Annotated in this window: 15 protein-coding genes; 3 read left to right on the top strand and 12 right to left on the bottom strand. The window is 36.7% G+C overall.

The window, feature by feature from the left end; all coding sequences use genetic code 11:
- The first annotated feature begins 19 nt into the window (after positions 1 to 19).
- Entirely contained in the window at positions 20 to 181 is a 162-nt protein-coding gene (locus tag GH715_RS04670; protein ID WP_163578451.1) for a hypothetical protein, read from the top strand.
- Between the two features lie 45 nt (positions 182 to 226).
- Here GH715_RS04670 and GH715_RS04665 read toward each other — a convergent pair whose 3' ends face one another.
- The 7 genes from GH715_RS04665 to GH715_RS04635 all read right to left on the bottom strand — a co-directional run bounded on the left by GH715_RS04665 (position 227) and on the right by GH715_RS04635 (position 6,730).
- Complete coding sequence (locus GH715_RS04665; protein WP_153834411.1) at positions 227 to 1,270, bottom strand: lactonase family protein; 1,044 nt, start codon at positions 1,268 to 1,270, stop codon at positions 227 to 229.
- Between the two features lie 268 nt (positions 1,271 to 1,538).
- Positions 1,539 to 1,796, bottom strand: a complete 258-nt coding sequence (locus GH715_RS04660; protein ID WP_153834412.1) for a hypothetical protein — start codon at positions 1,794 to 1,796, stop codon at positions 1,539 to 1,541.
- 77 nt (positions 1,797 to 1,873) lie between these two features.
- Positions 1,874 to 2,410: an RNA polymerase sigma factor gene (locus GH715_RS04655; protein ID WP_153834413.1), complete on the bottom strand. Its 537-nt coding sequence runs from the start codon at positions 2,408 to 2,410 to the stop codon at positions 1,874 to 1,876.
- Between the two features lie 14 nt (positions 2,411 to 2,424).
- Positions 2,425 to 4,431 carry a DUF6449 domain-containing protein gene (locus GH715_RS04650; protein WP_153834414.1) on the bottom strand — a complete coding sequence of 669 codons (2,007 nt, stop codon included), beginning with the start codon at positions 4,429 to 4,431 and terminating at the stop codon, positions 2,425 to 2,427.
- Positions 4,406 to 5,305: an ABC transporter ATP-binding protein gene (locus tag GH715_RS04645; protein WP_153834415.1), complete on the bottom strand. Its 900-nt coding sequence runs from the start codon at positions 5,303 to 5,305 to the stop codon at positions 4,406 to 4,408. The genes GH715_RS04650 and GH715_RS04645 overlap by 26 nt, the downstream gene beginning before the upstream one ends.
- Positions 5,280 to 5,687, bottom strand: a complete 408-nt coding sequence (locus GH715_RS04640; protein ID WP_153834416.1) for a GntR family transcriptional regulator — start codon at positions 5,685 to 5,687, stop codon at positions 5,280 to 5,282. Before GH715_RS04640 ends, GH715_RS04645 begins: the two co-directional genes overlap by 26 nt.
- A gap of 434 nt (positions 5,688 to 6,121) precedes the next feature.
- Positions 6,122 to 6,730 (bottom strand): alpha/beta hydrolase, encoded by a 609-nt coding sequence (locus tag GH715_RS04635; protein ID WP_153834417.1) that lies wholly within the window; start codon positions 6,728 to 6,730, stop codon positions 6,122 to 6,124.
- Between the two features lie 185 nt (positions 6,731 to 6,915).
- Here GH715_RS04635 and GH715_RS04630 point away from each other — a divergent pair, with 185 nt between their 5' ends.
- Complete coding sequence (locus GH715_RS04630) at positions 6,916 to 7,539, top strand: precorrin-2 dehydrogenase/sirohydrochlorin ferrochelatase family protein (RefSeq protein WP_153834418.1); 624 nt, start codon at positions 6,916 to 6,918, stop codon at positions 7,537 to 7,539.
- Here GH715_RS04630 and GH715_RS04625 read toward each other — a convergent pair.
- The 5 genes from GH715_RS04625 to nirB (GH715_RS04605) all read right to left on the bottom strand — a co-directional run bounded on the left by GH715_RS04625 (position 7,536) and on the right by nirB (GH715_RS04605) (position 13,532).
- Positions 7,536 to 8,582 (bottom strand): anthranilate phosphoribosyltransferase, encoded by a 1,047-nt coding sequence (locus GH715_RS04625; RefSeq protein WP_153834419.1) that lies wholly within the window; start codon positions 8,580 to 8,582, stop codon positions 7,536 to 7,538. The genes GH715_RS04630 and GH715_RS04625 overlap by 4 nt on opposite strands.
- On the bottom strand, positions 8,554 to 9,321 hold the full coding sequence (locus GH715_RS04620; RefSeq protein WP_153834420.1) for a sirohydrochlorin chelatase: 768 nt from the start codon (positions 9,319 to 9,321) through the stop codon (positions 8,554 to 8,556). Before GH715_RS04620 ends, GH715_RS04625 begins: the two co-directional genes overlap by 29 nt.
- 12 nt (positions 9,322 to 9,333) lie before the next feature.
- A complete protein-coding gene (gene cobA / locus GH715_RS04615; protein ID WP_153834421.1) occupies positions 9,334 to 10,116 on the bottom strand; it encodes a uroporphyrinogen-III C-methyltransferase in 783 nt (260 codons plus the stop codon).
- Between the two features lie 672 nt (positions 10,117 to 10,788).
- The gene (gene nirD / locus GH715_RS04610; RefSeq protein ID WP_018934047.1) at positions 10,789 to 11,115 is read right to left on the bottom strand and encodes a nitrite reductase small subunit NirD; all 327 of its coding nucleotides are present in this window, start codon (positions 11,113 to 11,115) and stop codon (positions 10,789 to 10,791) included.
- A gap of 17 nt (positions 11,116 to 11,132) precedes the next feature.
- Positions 11,133 to 13,532 carry a nitrite reductase large subunit NirB gene (gene nirB, locus GH715_RS04605; protein ID WP_153834422.1) on the bottom strand — a complete coding sequence of 800 codons (2,400 nt, stop codon included), beginning with the start codon at positions 13,530 to 13,532 and terminating at the stop codon, positions 11,133 to 11,135.
- Between the two features lie 235 nt (positions 13,533 to 13,767).
- Here nirB (GH715_RS04605) and nirB (GH715_RS04600) point away from each other — a divergent pair, with 235 nt between their 5' ends.
- On the top strand, positions 13,768 to 16,092 hold the full coding sequence (gene nirB / locus GH715_RS04600; protein ID WP_153834423.1) for a nitrite reductase large subunit NirB: 2,325 nt from the start codon (positions 13,768 to 13,770) through the stop codon (positions 16,090 to 16,092).
- Positions 16,093 to 16,254: the final 162 nt, after the last annotated feature.

Below are 16,254 nucleotides of genomic sequence, written 5' to 3'. Positions count from 1 at the left end.
AACAATGGGTTCTCAACATATGAAATGTAAAGCTTGTGAAGGTACAGGGTTATTGATGGATGATGAAGAGTGGCGCTATACTTGTTCGATATGCCATGGTGATGGCTTTATATCACGTTATGAATCGAAGGAAAATATGGAATTAATCGATGTAGATCTCAATAAAAGGACACTTGAATGAATAAGATTGAAAGAAGGCCACTTTGTTATTTGTGGCCTTTTTCCATTAATAATTTAAAAATTTTACACAGACAGCTTCTGGAGCTTGTACGTCTTTTTGTAACAAGGTGAGTGTTCCTTTTTCTTGATCTCTTTCGAATAATACCAGTGTTCCGGATTCTTGATTAGCTGCTACGATAAATTGTTCGGTAGGATCTAATACAAAATCACGTGGCCAATCCCCTTCTGTGTGCGTCCATTCTAGAAACTCAACCGTATAATCTTCCTTTATGCGATAGATCGCAATCGAATTGTGTCCCCTGTTTCCTGCATAAACAAACTTTCCATCTGAAGAAAGATGAATGGCGCTTCCTTGACTATTTTCATTAAAATCGCCTGGAAGTGTAGAAATATATTGAACTTCTTCAAACGTTCCTTCTTTTTCGTGATATTTAAGTACGATTACTTCATTACTAAGCTCTGTCATCACATAAGCGTAGGAAGCCTTTGGATGAAATGCAATATGACGTGGTCCACTTCCAGGTTTTACAGTTAATACACTTACTTCCTGTAAAACGTCTCCATCTGGACGGTACGTTGTTATCGTGTCACTACCTAAGTCCACCACGACTACATATTGTTCATCTGGTGTATAACCTGCAAAGTGAAGATGAGGCTTTTCTTGGCGCTCATGCGGTCCGTTCCCTTCATGTTCAATCGCTTTTGGCGGCTGTAGTGATCCGTCTTCATTAGTTAAAAATGCCTCTACCTGCTTCGTATGATAATTGGCTGTTACGACAAGCTGATTCTCTCTGTCTACACTGACATGACAAGGAGCTGAATCATCTGTTGCTTGACTGTTTATTCTGTCTAAAGTTCCCGTTTCATCGTTAATCGTAAAAGCAGTAATGCCACCTTGTTCTCCTTCTTTTGAAACTGCATATACATATTGATTATTGTTACTAATAGTTAAGTATGTAGGATTATCAAGATTTGCCGCAACTTCTACATTCGTTATTTGCTTCTTTTCTGTATCCAAAGTAAAACGATAAACACCTTGGCTTTCCTTCTTCGTATACGAACCTATATAACCTATGTATTGTTTCCCCATAATCCAAAATCCTTTCTTTTTACAAAATTTTCACTCATTTTATTATAGCAAACATCAAAGATGAAAGAAAACTTGGCAGTTGCCAAGTTTTCCAAATCATTATATCGTTCTGTTTCTGCGCATTTGATAATATGCATATGCACCTATACCAATAGAAGCAAGCATTGGTAGCATTCTGTTTCCTCTTCTCATGTGTATCCCTCCATTCAATTGGGTACACCTATATTCTTTGCCATTTGGATAATTCTAATCGGCATTATTGTAGGTTTTACTGGAATTTGCTGCCGACGAAAAGAAAGAACAAAATAAATAAACCAATGGTGAACGGTAAGGCACCGATTAAGCTGAGACTCATACCATTATAGCCACCTACTACTTCATTGCCAATTAAATAAATGATGACACCAGCAGCACAGCTTACAAATCCCCACCAATAGGCAAGCTTTTTCCATAAACTGTACACTGCGCCAATCAGAAATAAGCATAAAAATATCCACGGTAAGACAACATATATAATGTAACTCATGTAATTCATCCTTTGATTAACCATACTATACTAATCCTATTATAAACCTATTTGATAAAAGAAAAAACCAGAAACATTTAAGCTCCTGATTTTAACAAATAATCTTGATTAACTTGATAATGCTTTTTCAGCAATTGTCTAGTTCTAAATATCCGAGTTTTAACAGCTGAATGACTAATCTTTAACGTTCTTGCTATCGTATCATCGTCTAATTCTAATTTAAATTTTAACTGAAAAACATGTTTTAACTTCTTGCTTTTATTTATGCATTGCTCTAATTCATCCAATGTTGATTGCCAGTTTATCTGATCATCTACTTCATTTGTAGAACAGAGAGTCAATTCTTCTATCAAGTATGGATTGTCGAACAAACATGTGTGACGACGCTTTTCCTTCCTTAACATATCGATTGCGGTTCTTGAGGTGACTGTTCGTAACCATGCTCCCCACTTATCAATAGCTCCTATTTCTGCGTGTTGTTTCATCACCTTCATCCATGACTCCTGGACAACGTCTTCTGCAATTTGCTGATCTTTCACAATTTTTAAAGCTGTATAGTACATCATTGACTGATATTGTTCTACTAATGATTGATAAAAGTCATTCGCGAACATGGATTTCACCTCCCTTATTCAAAATAGTCTGTTACAAAACTTGGCAACTGATCTTCACTAACTTGATAAGCTTCGATAAAATTTTTATCGGATGGTCCGTAATAAGCAATCTTCCATGTTCCATCCACATCATTGTTCAGGCTAACAAGTTCTTCAATTTGCTCACTGTCCTCCACAAGCATCCATTTGTTACGATCAATTTTTTCCATATGAGGTAGTTCATAAACGATTTCTTCATTTTTCTGTGTGTTAGAAATGGCAACCATGGAAACATCAGTCGAATGAATGGTTAGACCGCGATCTAACTCTTCTTGTTCCAAAACTTCTAATACCTTTGAGTAACTATTTAATAAAGGCACGTGATAGAAGTAGGTCTGTTCCGACTCCACCTCAAATTCGAGATACTTCGATTCTCCATAGAGCCTGCTATGAGTCATTTCTTCATATGAAGTTTTCAGATAATCTTGCTTTAAAGCATCAGTAATTTTGTTAATGGTATACTGATCAGTTACTTGCTGTCTATAATCATAGCCAGAGACAGTAACAGAACTTATACGATTATTTTTGTCATTTAACCAATCTAAACTGGATTGTTTGTATTCTATCGATTCTAAAATTGGTTTTACATATTCTTCCACTTCATCCATGGACGGAATAAAATATTGCCTTACCATTCTTTTTCCATTTTTTAAATGATAGATGATTTCTATGTCTGTTGATTTCTCCATGTAAATATTTTCTTGGTACTGTCCGATATGATCATTTGCTAGGATATATTCATGTAGGTTAATGACCTTCTCCATTAATTCCGGATTGGTAATATTTGATTGTTCTAATTTTTGATCTAATCTACCACCGTACCAATTATTAAATGTGTTTTGTTCAACAAAATAAATTCCTTCCACTTCCCCTTTTTCAGGAACATTTGCCTCGAATCCATACCAATCGAACATGACAGATAATATCACCACGATAGAAATTCCTATATAAATCATGAACCCCTTCCATTGGTCAAATACTCGCCATGTTTTCTGAATTAACATTTTTGCTAACAAATAACCAAATAAAGCACCACAGATATAACCAAATATCATCCATCCTTCAGACTGCTGCTGAACTGCACCAAAATAAACTCCGCCAAGTAACATAAAACAAAACGTAACACCAAATTTAAAAATTGGCTTTAGTAAAGGAAAGGCAATCGTTTGGTTGGCAGATTCTATCGGACGAATTCGATATAATATCAAAGATATGCCAATAAAGATAACAGAAATCAACCAATATATTCCATATATCCAATTAGCAATTTCGAGGTTACTTTTATTAGACAGCTCCATAAACCACCATATCGGTGTTAAATTGCTGGAAAAGGAAAAGAAACTTGCATTATGAACACTAAAACCTTCCAATAGCATATTTAAATTTTCGTTAATTAGCATGGAGATTCCCGCAGGAAAAATAATAAATATAAAGCTTAAACCACCTTGAACTACCGACATACCTGTTAATGTACCAACAAAGTATGCAATAGCATATAAGAAAGTTGTAAAAGTTAAAGTTTCATAAAACCAATTTAAGATGTCATTACTTTGATAAATAAACGCAACGTCCATCACGCCAGACAAAACAAAGAGAACACAAGCTGTGATACATACTGGAATAAGGATCATCATGTAACCTATTAAAAATTGATGAGCAAAAAGTTGAGAACGTCTCAGCGGTAAACTATGAATAAAATCTGCTGACCCTTTCACATGCATGTACCGAGATGTAAATACAGCTGCTAATACAGGAATAATAAGAAATAATACACCTTGTATTTCACCATTTAGACCAAATAGACTGTCAATATTTTGTCGGTAATAGTTGATATCATTCGGATCATTTTTTGTTTTGACCATAATAATTTGTAACGGTAATAAGAACAACAGGGCAAGAAAATAACCGATACCAATCCAACCGAAAGAACGGAAAGCTTGCTTCCATAATTCTTTTTTAAAGTATGATGTTTTCAATGGCATATCCAACACCCTCCATTTCATAGATAAAAATTTCCTCTAGTGTTAATGGTAAAATATCAAACACAATTGGATTAAATCGTTCGATTATTTCCTCTACTTCCTGGTCATCACCACGGATAATACAGATATAAACACTTCCACGTTTCTCTTGATGGAGGATGTCTAACTTTTCAAAAAGTGTCTGATCTACTTCTTCTTTGAAAGCAATTTGTACTTTGTGAATATCTGACTTAAGTTCATCTAAGTCTTTTTCTAATAACAGTTTTCCACGATGAATGATACCAACAGCATCACAAATATCCTCTACTTCTCCCAAGTTATGAGAAGAAACAAGAACTGTCATTTCTCGTTCGGCAACATCTTGAATAATCCAAGATTTAATTTTCCGACGTATGACCGGATCTAAGCCGTCAAAAGGCTCATCAAGAATTAAGTAATCAGGCATTGCGCATAATGCGAGCCAAAAAGCTACTTGCCTTTGCATCCCTTTTGAAAAACGTTGGATTTTGCGATTGGGATCTAAATCAAGTGCCTGTTGCATTTGATCAAAACGTTTTTGGTTCCAATTGGGATAAACATTCATATAAAAGGTTGCCATTTGTGCTACGGTGTAGTGGGAGAAAAAAAACAATGAATCGGGAATGAATATCATCCGTTCTTTTAGTCCTACATTTTCAAATACCGGCTTTCTTTCCAGTTCTACAGCCCCTTCATTTTGCTTGATAATACCTGCGATTGTCTTTAATAAGGTTGTTTTACCAGCACCATTAGACCCGAGCAAACCGTAGATCGACCCTCTTTGGATTTTTAAACTTACGTCATTCAATACATAATCTTTTTCGTATTTTTTAACGACGTTCTGAACTTGAATCATCTTCATCCCCCCTTGTTACCGATTGCTCCACTTTTGTAATCAATTTTTCTAACTCTTCTATGGTTATTCCTAAAAAAAGTGCCTCTGCTATTTGTTTTTTCAATTGCTCTTTCACTTTTTTGATTTCAGCTGAATTATCTGTCATCATGATATGATTCACGAAGCTTCCCTTCCCTTTCACTGAATATATATAGCCTTGTGCCTCTAATTCACGATAAGCTTTTTGAATCGTATTAGGGTTAATCGACAGCTGCTGAGCGAGCACACGAACAGAGGGCAACTTCTCATCTTTTTCCAAGACATTATTAATGATTAACTGCTTCAGGCGATCTACTAGCTGCTCATAAATTGGCTTTCGACTACGCAAATCCAATTCAAACATAACACCCTCCCTTTCCACTGTGTGAACTGTATTAATTGTATTAACTGTATTAATATATTTAGTACAGTTATATTATATACCTTACTTTGGAAAATGCAAGAAGAATTTTTTTCTTGGGAGTCTCTCGAATACACTTTTTCGGTTTTGCCATACAAGAAAAGCACAGAGCGCCCGATTAGAAACGTAGCGACTTCAGAATTAACTGAGATAAAGGAATCACGGTGAGTTTACGAGCCGATGATGACTTTCGCCTAAAGGCATAAGTGCGACTAAGCCTCTGGTTTCACCAATCGGCAAGTCTTCTTTATCGTAGGGCAATTCGCGAAGTCGCCTAGTTTCTGGGCGCTCGGAGGTAGACATCTGCGCAAAATTTATACTTTCCTATATTACAAAAAAAGCTATGCACCTTATAAAAAAGATACATAGCTTCACACTTAAATATTTTTATTATGATACCACTCTTTTGCAGCTTCTGCTTCTGTTTGGGTTAACTGATGTCCATTATTTTCCCAGTGAACCTCTACATCTGCCCCATTTTCTTTCAAAATTTCTTCCAGATCAAGTGATTCTTGCTCCGTACATAATGGATCATTTCGGCCAGCTGTTATCAATACTTTTACACCTGCAAGATCAGGTAGTTCAATACCTCGTCTAGGCACCATTGGATGATGCAGAACAGCAGCATTTAATGCATCTTGATAATGGAATAATAAACTGCCAGCAATATTAGCCCCATTTGAATAACCGACTGCAATGACGTAATTACGATCGAACCCATACTCTTCAGCAGATTCATCCAAGAATTCATGCAACTCTTGTGTTCGTAACACTAGATCTTCTTCATCAAATACACCTTCAGCTAATCGTTTAAAAAAACGTGGCATTCCATTTTCAGAGACACTCCCACGTACACTTAAAACATTTGCATCAGGATCAATAATATTCGCTAATGGCAGCAAATCATTCTCTGTTCCACCAGTACCATGAAGCAGTAACAGTGTCGGTCCTTGTAGACTTTTACCTTCTTTAAAAATATGTTTCATGTAAACATCCTTTCCGAATAGCTCAACTTCAAAATACGTTCAGATAATCAAGCTATCTTTAGTTTAAGAAATTACGCAATCTTCTGTCAATCAGCTTGCCTTGACACCTTTCGAATACTACAATGAAGGGAGACTTTCATTAATGTGCAGATAACGTTGTAACAAAGAATAGGAGGGATAAACACATGAACTATTTACCTTTTTTCTTAAATCTAGAAAATAAGCAAATTGTGATCATCGGAGGTGGAAAAGTAGCAGAAAGACGTTTAAGACGACTGCTTCCATTTAAAGAAAATATTACAATTGTTAGTCCTACACTGACCGAATCTCTACAACAACTTATTCATTTACATAACATCCATTTGCTCCAGACAAAATGTGAACTAAAACATTTTAAACAAGCAAATCTTATTGTTATTGCAACTAACGATGTGGAGACAAATCAATATGTCGTACAAAATGCACCATCATCTGCTTGGATAAACGCTACACATCAAGCTGAAGCAGGGAATATGCACTTTCCCATTACCATTCAAAGAGGTAAATTACAAATTGCCATTTCGACTGGTGGAGCTAGTCCGATCTTAGCAAAAAGATTAAAAGAATCGATAGAAGCAGAATTACCAGATCAATACGAACAATATATTGATTTTTTATTTGAAGCGAGACAACTTATGAAGCAATTAAATATTTCTTCTTCTGTTCGCGAAAAGCTATTACATGAAGTTGTAGAAAATCCGATTTATTCACAAAAAGAACAACAAATTTGGATCGAAAAAATAAAAAAGACAAATGTGATGGAAAATTAAGCCTCACATTTGTCTTTCTGCAATTCTTTTAACTTCTGCATGGCTCTACCGGATTTTATTTGCTCTTCTGCTATTTCAATCCCTTCTTCAATAGAACGAGTAACCTTAAATAAATAGTAGCGCAAGCCAGCATTTAATAATATTTGATGATAATAATAGCTGTGTTCCTGTTTCTGTTCACCGGAAAAAATAGCATGAATAATACTTGCTTGTTCCTTAGCAGATAGTTTGACGGTTTTATCAAAATCTTTATATTCTAATCCGTAATCTTTCGGTTTGACGATAAAAGAGTTCAACCCATCTGGTGTCCAATCAAACACAAAACTATTACGATGAACTGGTACATCTTCAGATCCTTCTAAGCCTTGAACGATATATACATGTTGGTAGTCTAGGTGTTTAAAGACTCCTTCTAATTTGTTAATTGCGGTACGGTGAAATGCACCTAACATTACATTTTTCGCTTGAGAAATATTGATAAGTTTTTCCACCGTATTGAATAAGGTACGAACGCCAATCTCTTTACGAATGGATCTTAACTTAGCGAGTGATGGACTGTATTGTTCTGTATCCGCAAAAGCCATATTGATTTTCTTCATTTTCTTTTCTATTTCGTCACGATCACTATCAACTGCAACTCCTAATTCGGAAAAAATCGTTTTTAAGGATGTCCCATATTTTGGTGGTAATGTATCGCTAGCTGATAGAAATACCGGTACATCATAATCTGCTAACAATAATGATACAGGTATGGTTGCAGCAAAAGAGTTTCGACCATTATAAGGTCCAGCAAAGTCGATTGCTTTCTCTCTGACTTCATCTGGTAAACGTAACCTTTTCGTATGTTGTTGTAATGTATGAATAAATGCCAATAACTCTTCATGTGTTTCCGTCTTTATCCGTTCTGCAACCAAATATGCTGCAATTTGGGCAGTGGTTGCTTCACCAGATACAATACTTTCTGCTACTTGCAATGTTTGTTGATAATCTAGATCCTTTGATCCTTTTTTCCCTCTAGCTACTTCTTTCAGCCATTGTTGCATATCCGTCCGCTCCTTCTCTCGCTTCTGCCACTCTTTCTACTAATACTTCGACTACATTGGGATGGTGCCCTAAATAATCAGCGAGCAATACCTTTTGCCCTTTCTTTAAGTCTAATGACTCGATATACTCTTTAATTCCCTTATCTAATAAACCAGTAAAAAGAAGATATGGCAGGACAAGAACTGATTTACTTTGCTTCACCTTTTCCAATAAGAATGGCTCAAACTTTGGCTGGCTCGCAGCTAAAAAGCATTTGTCTATCTGATTTTGAGGAAAATGGCTCCTTAGCATACTGACAATTCGTTCGGTATCCTTTACTGCCGATACATCACTACTTCCTCGACCGACAAGTAAAATATCGATCTCTTCCAGATTATCGGTACAGGCTTTGATTCGATCTACTAAAATATCTACCATTTTCGGTTCCACTTCGATTGCTCGACCATAAACGAATTCCACTTCCGGAAAGCGATACTTCTCTTTGGCAATCAGGTCTGGAATGTCTTTTTTGGCATGGCCAGCTGTCAATAAAAGAATCGGCATAATAACAACCTTCGTCGCTCCTTGATCGACTACCTTACGAACAGTTTCGGCTAAATCAGGTTCTTGTAATTCTAAAAAACAAGTCTCTTGGATTCGGGCACTAATATTCTTCTTGACTTTATCGATTAATGCGAAAGATTCTTGTTTGGCTTCTTCTAACCTACTCCCATGACAAATATAAATGACAGCTTCCATTGTTTCTCACTCCTAAAATGCTTTTAATGTAGCAATAGTCTCTTGATCTTGAAATCTATCTTTTAAATATTGTAGTTTTTCACCAACTTTAACTACTTCGCCAATGACAATCATTGCTGGGTTTTTCACCTGATGTTGTTCTACAAGGTGGACAATATTCTGTAAAGTTCCTGTAACGACTTTTTGATTTGGCGTAGTGCCTTCCTGAATAATTGCAATTGGCGTTTGACTTGATTTTCCACATTTTATTAATTGTTCCGTAATAAAAGGTAAATTACTCATCCCCATATAAATAGCTAACGTATCCACCGATTTAGCTAAATACTCCCATTGAATATCTGAAGGTTCTCCGTTCTTACAATGACCTGTTACGACAGCAAAAGAACGACCTAATTCACGGTGTGTAATCGGGATATCTGCATATGCAGGTGCTGCAATGCCTGAAGTGATGCCAGGCACAACTTCATAGGCTACTCCACTTTTCGCCAATGCTTCTGCTTCTTCTGCACCACGACCAAATACAAAGGGATCTCCTCCCTTTAAGCGTACTACAAATTTCTTCTTTTTGCCATATTTTACGAGCAAATGATTGATCGTTTCTTGCTTCATTAGATGTAACTTTGGTAATTTACCACAATATATAAGGTCTGCCTCAGGTTTAGCTTCTTTCAATAATTCCGGATTAACAAGTCGGTCATATAAAATAACGTCTGCATGCTGAATAGCTTTTAATGCTTTCACCGTAATCAAATCCGGATCACCAGGACCTGCCCCAATCAAATAAACCTTCCCCATATTTGTTCCCTCCATATTCATGATTACTAAACTAGTAGCTTATAATCTCTTGTAAATAAATTTGTTAGTGGATACATACCGCGAAGTAATGAAAGTTGAAAAAGTGACGCTTCCTCCCATTCTGAATAATGATGAGTGCTGAAACGACGCTGCGGAAAAAATACTCGCTTTCCGTGGGGAACGCTTCAGCCAGGGAACTTCTTGATTGAACATCTTTGCTCCCTTGCACCGAGGAAGCCTACTTCGAAGCTTTCCTAGGAGACGCAGGTGCATCACGCGGGGTCTTCAGACTGTTCCTTTCCCACAGGAGTCTCGCATTTTTTCCACAGCTTAGTGTAGTGTTCTGATGAAATAACAGAAATCCTAAGATTATAGTTCCCTAAGTTCCATTCTTACAATATCAGAACACTAAAATAAACGTAGGCAGAATACGGAGACTCCTGTGGGACAGCGAGAGCTGAAGATCCACTTTGCAAAGTGGTCTTCTTTGCAAAGTTAGCTGAAGCCGAGCCCACGGAAAGCATAGTATTCTGCCGGAGCGCATGGTAGCACTTATCAAAATTCAGAATGGAAGAGAGCAAATCCATGTCCAGTTACTGCGCAGTTTATGTTTACTGCTCATTTCTTGATTTATAAGAAAAGCCATGTACAAATACATGGCTTTTCCGTTGGTTATTTTTCTGGAATTTCTACATATACTTGGTTATCTTCGATGCTAGTTTTATAGGTTTGAACACAGCCTTCGTCAGGCGCTTGCACTAATCCGTCTGATACGTTAATTTTCCAATCATGTAACGGGCAAAAGACATGCTCTCCACTTACCATACCTTCTGACAGCACTCCGCCGCGATGGGGACATTTGTTTTCGATTGCTTTCACATTCCCGTTAGATAAACGAAATACTGCAATTTCTTTATCCTCTACAACTACTGCTTTACCCAAACTTACTGGCAAATCTTGATAATTTCCGATAAATACTTTTCGTACTGTTTGTTCCATTCTGCTTCCCCCATCCATTATTTCGTCGCTACTTTTTCATATAAGTCTTTAAGTGTCGTTTCACTTTCCAGTACTTCACTCCAAGGTTCCTTATAAATACCTAGGGCCTCATCCATCCGTTCGTTCAATTCTTTACGTAGCTTTTCATCATTCACAACTTCTTGGATATGTTCAATACCAACACGTTCTACGTAATGTGATGTTCTTTCTAGGTAACTAGCATTCTCACGATAATATTGTAAAAAGGCTGCAGTATATTCTAATACTTCTTCCTGCGATTTAACTTTTACAAGTAATTCAGCTTTTCTAAGCTCAGTACCACCATTGCCGCCAACATATACTTCCCATACACCATCTAAACCAACAACACCTACATCCTTAATTCCACCTTCTGCACAGTTACGTGGACAAGCGGATACACCCATTTTTACTTTGTGAGGTGTGTTTAACCCTTCAAATTTTTTCTCTAATTGAATTCCCATCCCTGTAGAATCCTGCGTTCCAAATCGACAAAACTCAGCGCCTACACAAGTTTTAACGGTACGTACTGATTTGCCATATGCATAACCGGAAGGCATTCCTAAATCCTTCCAAACATTTGGTAAGTCTTCTTTTTTCACACCCAGTAAATCAATACGTTGACCACCAGTTAATTTAATCATACCGACATCATATTTTTCTGCTACATCTGCAATGGTACGCAAATCTTCTGCGTTCGTCACACCACCATACATTCTCGGCACAACGGAATAAGTGCCATCCTTTTGAATGTTAGCATGTAACCGTTCATTGACAAAACGTGATTCTCGTTCATCTTCATGTTCTTTCGGATAAATCATTCCTAAGTAGTAGTTAAGTGCTGGCTTACACTTGGAACAGCCTTCCTCAGTTTTCCACTCTAATACGTTCATCACTTCTTTTGTATGTGTTAAACCTTTTTCTTTAATTTCTGCTACTACTTCATCACGGGTAAAGTCTGTACAAGCGCAAATCGATTCTTTCGTATCTGCTTCATATTCGTCACCTAGCGTTTCCGTTAATAATTCAGATACTAGGTTTTTACAAGTACCACATGAACGAGATGCATTGGTAGCACCTTTCACTTCTTCCACTGATGATAGACCATCTACTTTGATAGCATCGACTATCGCACCTTTTGATACACCATTACAACCACAAATAATTTCATCATCACTCATCGAAGCAACAATACTTTCCCCATCATCAGCACCCTGTTGACTCTCTAAGTACTCTTCTACATTAGCACCTTTCGTAATCAAACTCTTTAATTTGGTACCTTCTTTTGTATTACCGAACAATACCGCACCAGTTAGCTTATCATCCTTCACTAATATCTTCTTGTACGTATTTTGCCATTCATCAAAAACTTTGATTGATTTTGTTTCCGCTGTTTCATTAATTAATCCAGTAGAAAAGACATCTACTCCAGATACTTTCAATTGTGTCGAAAGTACAGAACCTTTGTATCCTTGATGATTCATACCGCAAATATGTTTTGCTAAAGCTTGACCTTGTTCATACAACGGAGCAACCAGACCATAAACCATGCCATTATGCTCCGCACATTCACCAACTGCATAAATATTTGGTACGTTGGTCTCCATATGGTCACTTACAACAATTCCGCGGTTTACTTCAATTCCTGTTTCCTGTGCCAACGCTACATTCGGTTTGATCCCCACTGCCATGACGACTAGATCTGCAGGGATGGCACCACCATCTTTAAATTTCAAACCTGTTACACGTTTTTTACCTGTAATTTCAGCTGTTTGTTTCTCCAGATAAAAATTCATCCCTTGTGACTCTAGTTCTTTCTGTAGTAACTCACCAGCTGGACGATCTAATTGACGTTCCATTAAATAGTCTGCCAAGTGAATAACATCTACTTCCATACCTAGATTCAGTAAACCACGTGCTGCCTCCAAACCTAGTAAACCACCACCAATTACAGCAGCTCGTTTATAGTTTTTCGAGGCGTCTATCATTTTTTCACAATCTTCTATATCACGGAAAGCTGTTACCCCTTCTTTATCCGCGCCTGGAAGTGGCAACATAAATGGATTGGAACCAGTTGCAATAATCAAATGGTCATAAGGAGTTTCTTTTCCTTTGTCGGTATATACAATTTGATTATCTTTATCAATTTTTGTCACCGTTTCACCTGGATAAAGTAGAATTCCATTATCTTCATACCATTGCCATTCATTTAACGTAATATCTTTTATCTCGGTATCTCCTTGTAATACTTTTGATAATTGAATACGATTATAATTTGGATATGGTTCTTTACCAAATACGGTAATATCGAACTGGTCAGGTAAAAGTTTCAAAATCTCTTCAATGGCACGAATACCTGCCATACCATTTCCAATTAGTACAAGCTTTTTCTTCTCCATTTTGAATCCCCCAATTTGAGTGTGGAAATTTAACTTGACTTCAGCGTACACCTCTAGAAAAAAAGTTTCTATTTTGTTGTTAACTTTTCTAACACCATTTTTCAAAAAATTAAAATTATTCTCCAAAAAAGAACGTAACATTTTCTAACAGAGAAAAGGAAAACAAATAAACTGCATGATATTCTGCATGTGATGCTAGAATTACCTAGTTTCAAAGTTGGGAGGAACTATTTATATGAAAAAACAGCACCTCGTTATGATAGGGAACGGTATGGCTGGATTAAAAACAATCGAGTATTTGTTAAAAGAAACGAATCAATTATACAATATAACCATTTTCGGATCTGAACCTTACACCAACTATAGTCGTATCATGCTGTCATCTGTTTTACAGGGTGATGTAACGTTCGATGACATTACGATTCATGATTGGAAATGGTATGAAGATAATGAAATTACCCTATATCCAAATGAAACGGTTATCGAAATAGATGATCAACAGCAATTAATTGCTACTGATAAAGAAAGAAAAATAAATTACGACAAGCTTATTATCGCCACCGGTTCAAATCCGTTTATTTTGCCTCTTCCCGGTATAGATAAAGAAGGAGTTATGACATTTAGAACGATTGATGATTGTAAAAAAATGATCGAAGCTGCTAAGCATTATAAAAAAGCAGCAGTTATAGGAGGTGGGCTACTCGGATTGGAAGCAGCCCGGGGATTATTAAATTTAGGGATGAAAGTTGATGTCGTTCACCTTGCTGATCGGCTCTTGAATAATCAATTAGATGCTAAAGCAAGTCTCTTATTAAAGAAAGAACTAGAACGACAAGGTATGCATTTCTATCTAGAGAAAGAAACATCAGAAATTTATGGAGATGTGAGTGTTGAAGGCTTGCGTTTTAAGGATGGTACATCTATCAATGCAGATTTGGTCGTCATGGCAGTTGGAATTAAACCGAATATTGGCTTGGCTCAGAAATCTGGGATTGAAGTCAACCGAGGAATTGTCGTAAATGATCAAATGGAAACAAGTACTCCGAACATTTATGCAGTCGGAGAATGTACAGAACATAACGGTATGGTATATGGACTTGTAAAACCCTTATATGAACAGGCAGAAGTGCTTGGACAACATCTAGCAAATCAACAAGCTCAATATACAGGATCTACTGTTTATACCCAGCTAAAGATTTCAGGAATCGATCTTTTCTCTGTTGGTAAAATAGACGAAACCGATCAGACAAAAGCCATTTATTCCTATGATGAAATTGGAGAAACATACAAAAAAGTCTTATTTTACGAAGACAAGGCAGTTGGCGCTGTTTTATACGGAGACACCTCACTTGGTGGCAGCTTGTTAGACATGATCAAAAAACAAAAATTTATACCTGATCACCAAAAAGCGGAACTGTTACAACCAGTTAAAATTGAAGAATCCTATGCAGCCACTCTTCCTAGGAATGAACATGTATGCACTTGTAACAGTGTTTCCAAATCTTGCATTATTGAGAATGTGTTAAATAAAAACCTAAACTCGGTTAATGATGTGAAAACACACACAAAAGCATCTAGTTCATGTGGTGGATGCAAGCCTGTTGTACAGGAATTGCTCGACTATATACAGAGCGATTTCTTTCATGAAACAGTAAAAGATAATCGTTTTTGCTCATGTACTTCCTTAACAGAAGATGAAGTGGTTCGGGCAATCCAACAGTATAACTTAACATCTATCAATATGATTATGGAAACACTGGAATGGAATAACGCCACAGGTTGTTCTTCATGTCGTCCTGCTCTTCATTATTATCTGGAAATGATTTATCCAGAACATTATGTGCATGAAGATTTTTTATTTCTAGATCATAAAACAAATGCTTTTCTTGAGAAAGATGGTACTTACACCATTGTACCGCAGTTATACAGCGGAAAAATAACAACAGAACAATTCAAACGGATTAGTGATGTGCTGATAGATTTTAAGATTGATACTGTATCCATATCATCTGATCAACGCCTTATAATAAACGGAATTCAGGAAAGTGACCTACTTTCTGTTTGTAACGCCTTAAATATGACATTACACAGTTATCACCCTTCATCACTTCGAAGTATACAAATACCAGAGTGTAACTGTAAAAGAAAGAAAGAAGAACTTTCTACACTAGTACAAGAAATAGAACAACAAACTGAATTTTTGAATCTACCAAAACCTCTCACGATAAAAGCATTTTGCTGTAAGAATATGCTAGCAGAGCATTATTTTGATCTAGCACTGTTACAAACCGGTAATGGATGGGAATTCTTAACCGATCAAGTGATTTTATATGCAACCATTAACCCACAGGAAATGAGAAACGTATTACTTTCATTTCTTCAATATTATCGGCGCTCCGCTAATTATAATGAGAAAATCGCACAATGGACTGAACGTGTTGGGATCGTCCATATTCGGGAGGTTCTCTTTGATTCAGAAACACAACAAATGCTCTTGGATGATTTAAAGAGAGATCAAATAAATCGCAAACAATTAATGATTCGTCATCCCCAATTATAAAGTGAGACTTCCTTCAGTGGGGCATCTTGCCCCACTGAAGGTTAGCGACACTTATCAGGGTGTTAGCGTCCGTTATCCCCACTTACTTTTACTATTCCATGACTTGGGGATTCTACGGACGATTAGCACCGTGGAAAAGTTAGACTTCCTTCAGTTGGACAT

The organism is Gracilibacillus thailandensis, from assembly GCF_010994055.1.
GTDB lineage: Bacteria > Bacillota > Bacilli > Bacillales > Amphibacillaceae > Gracilibacillus > Gracilibacillus lacisalsi.
This window is presented reverse-complemented; position numbering and strand designations above follow the sequence as displayed.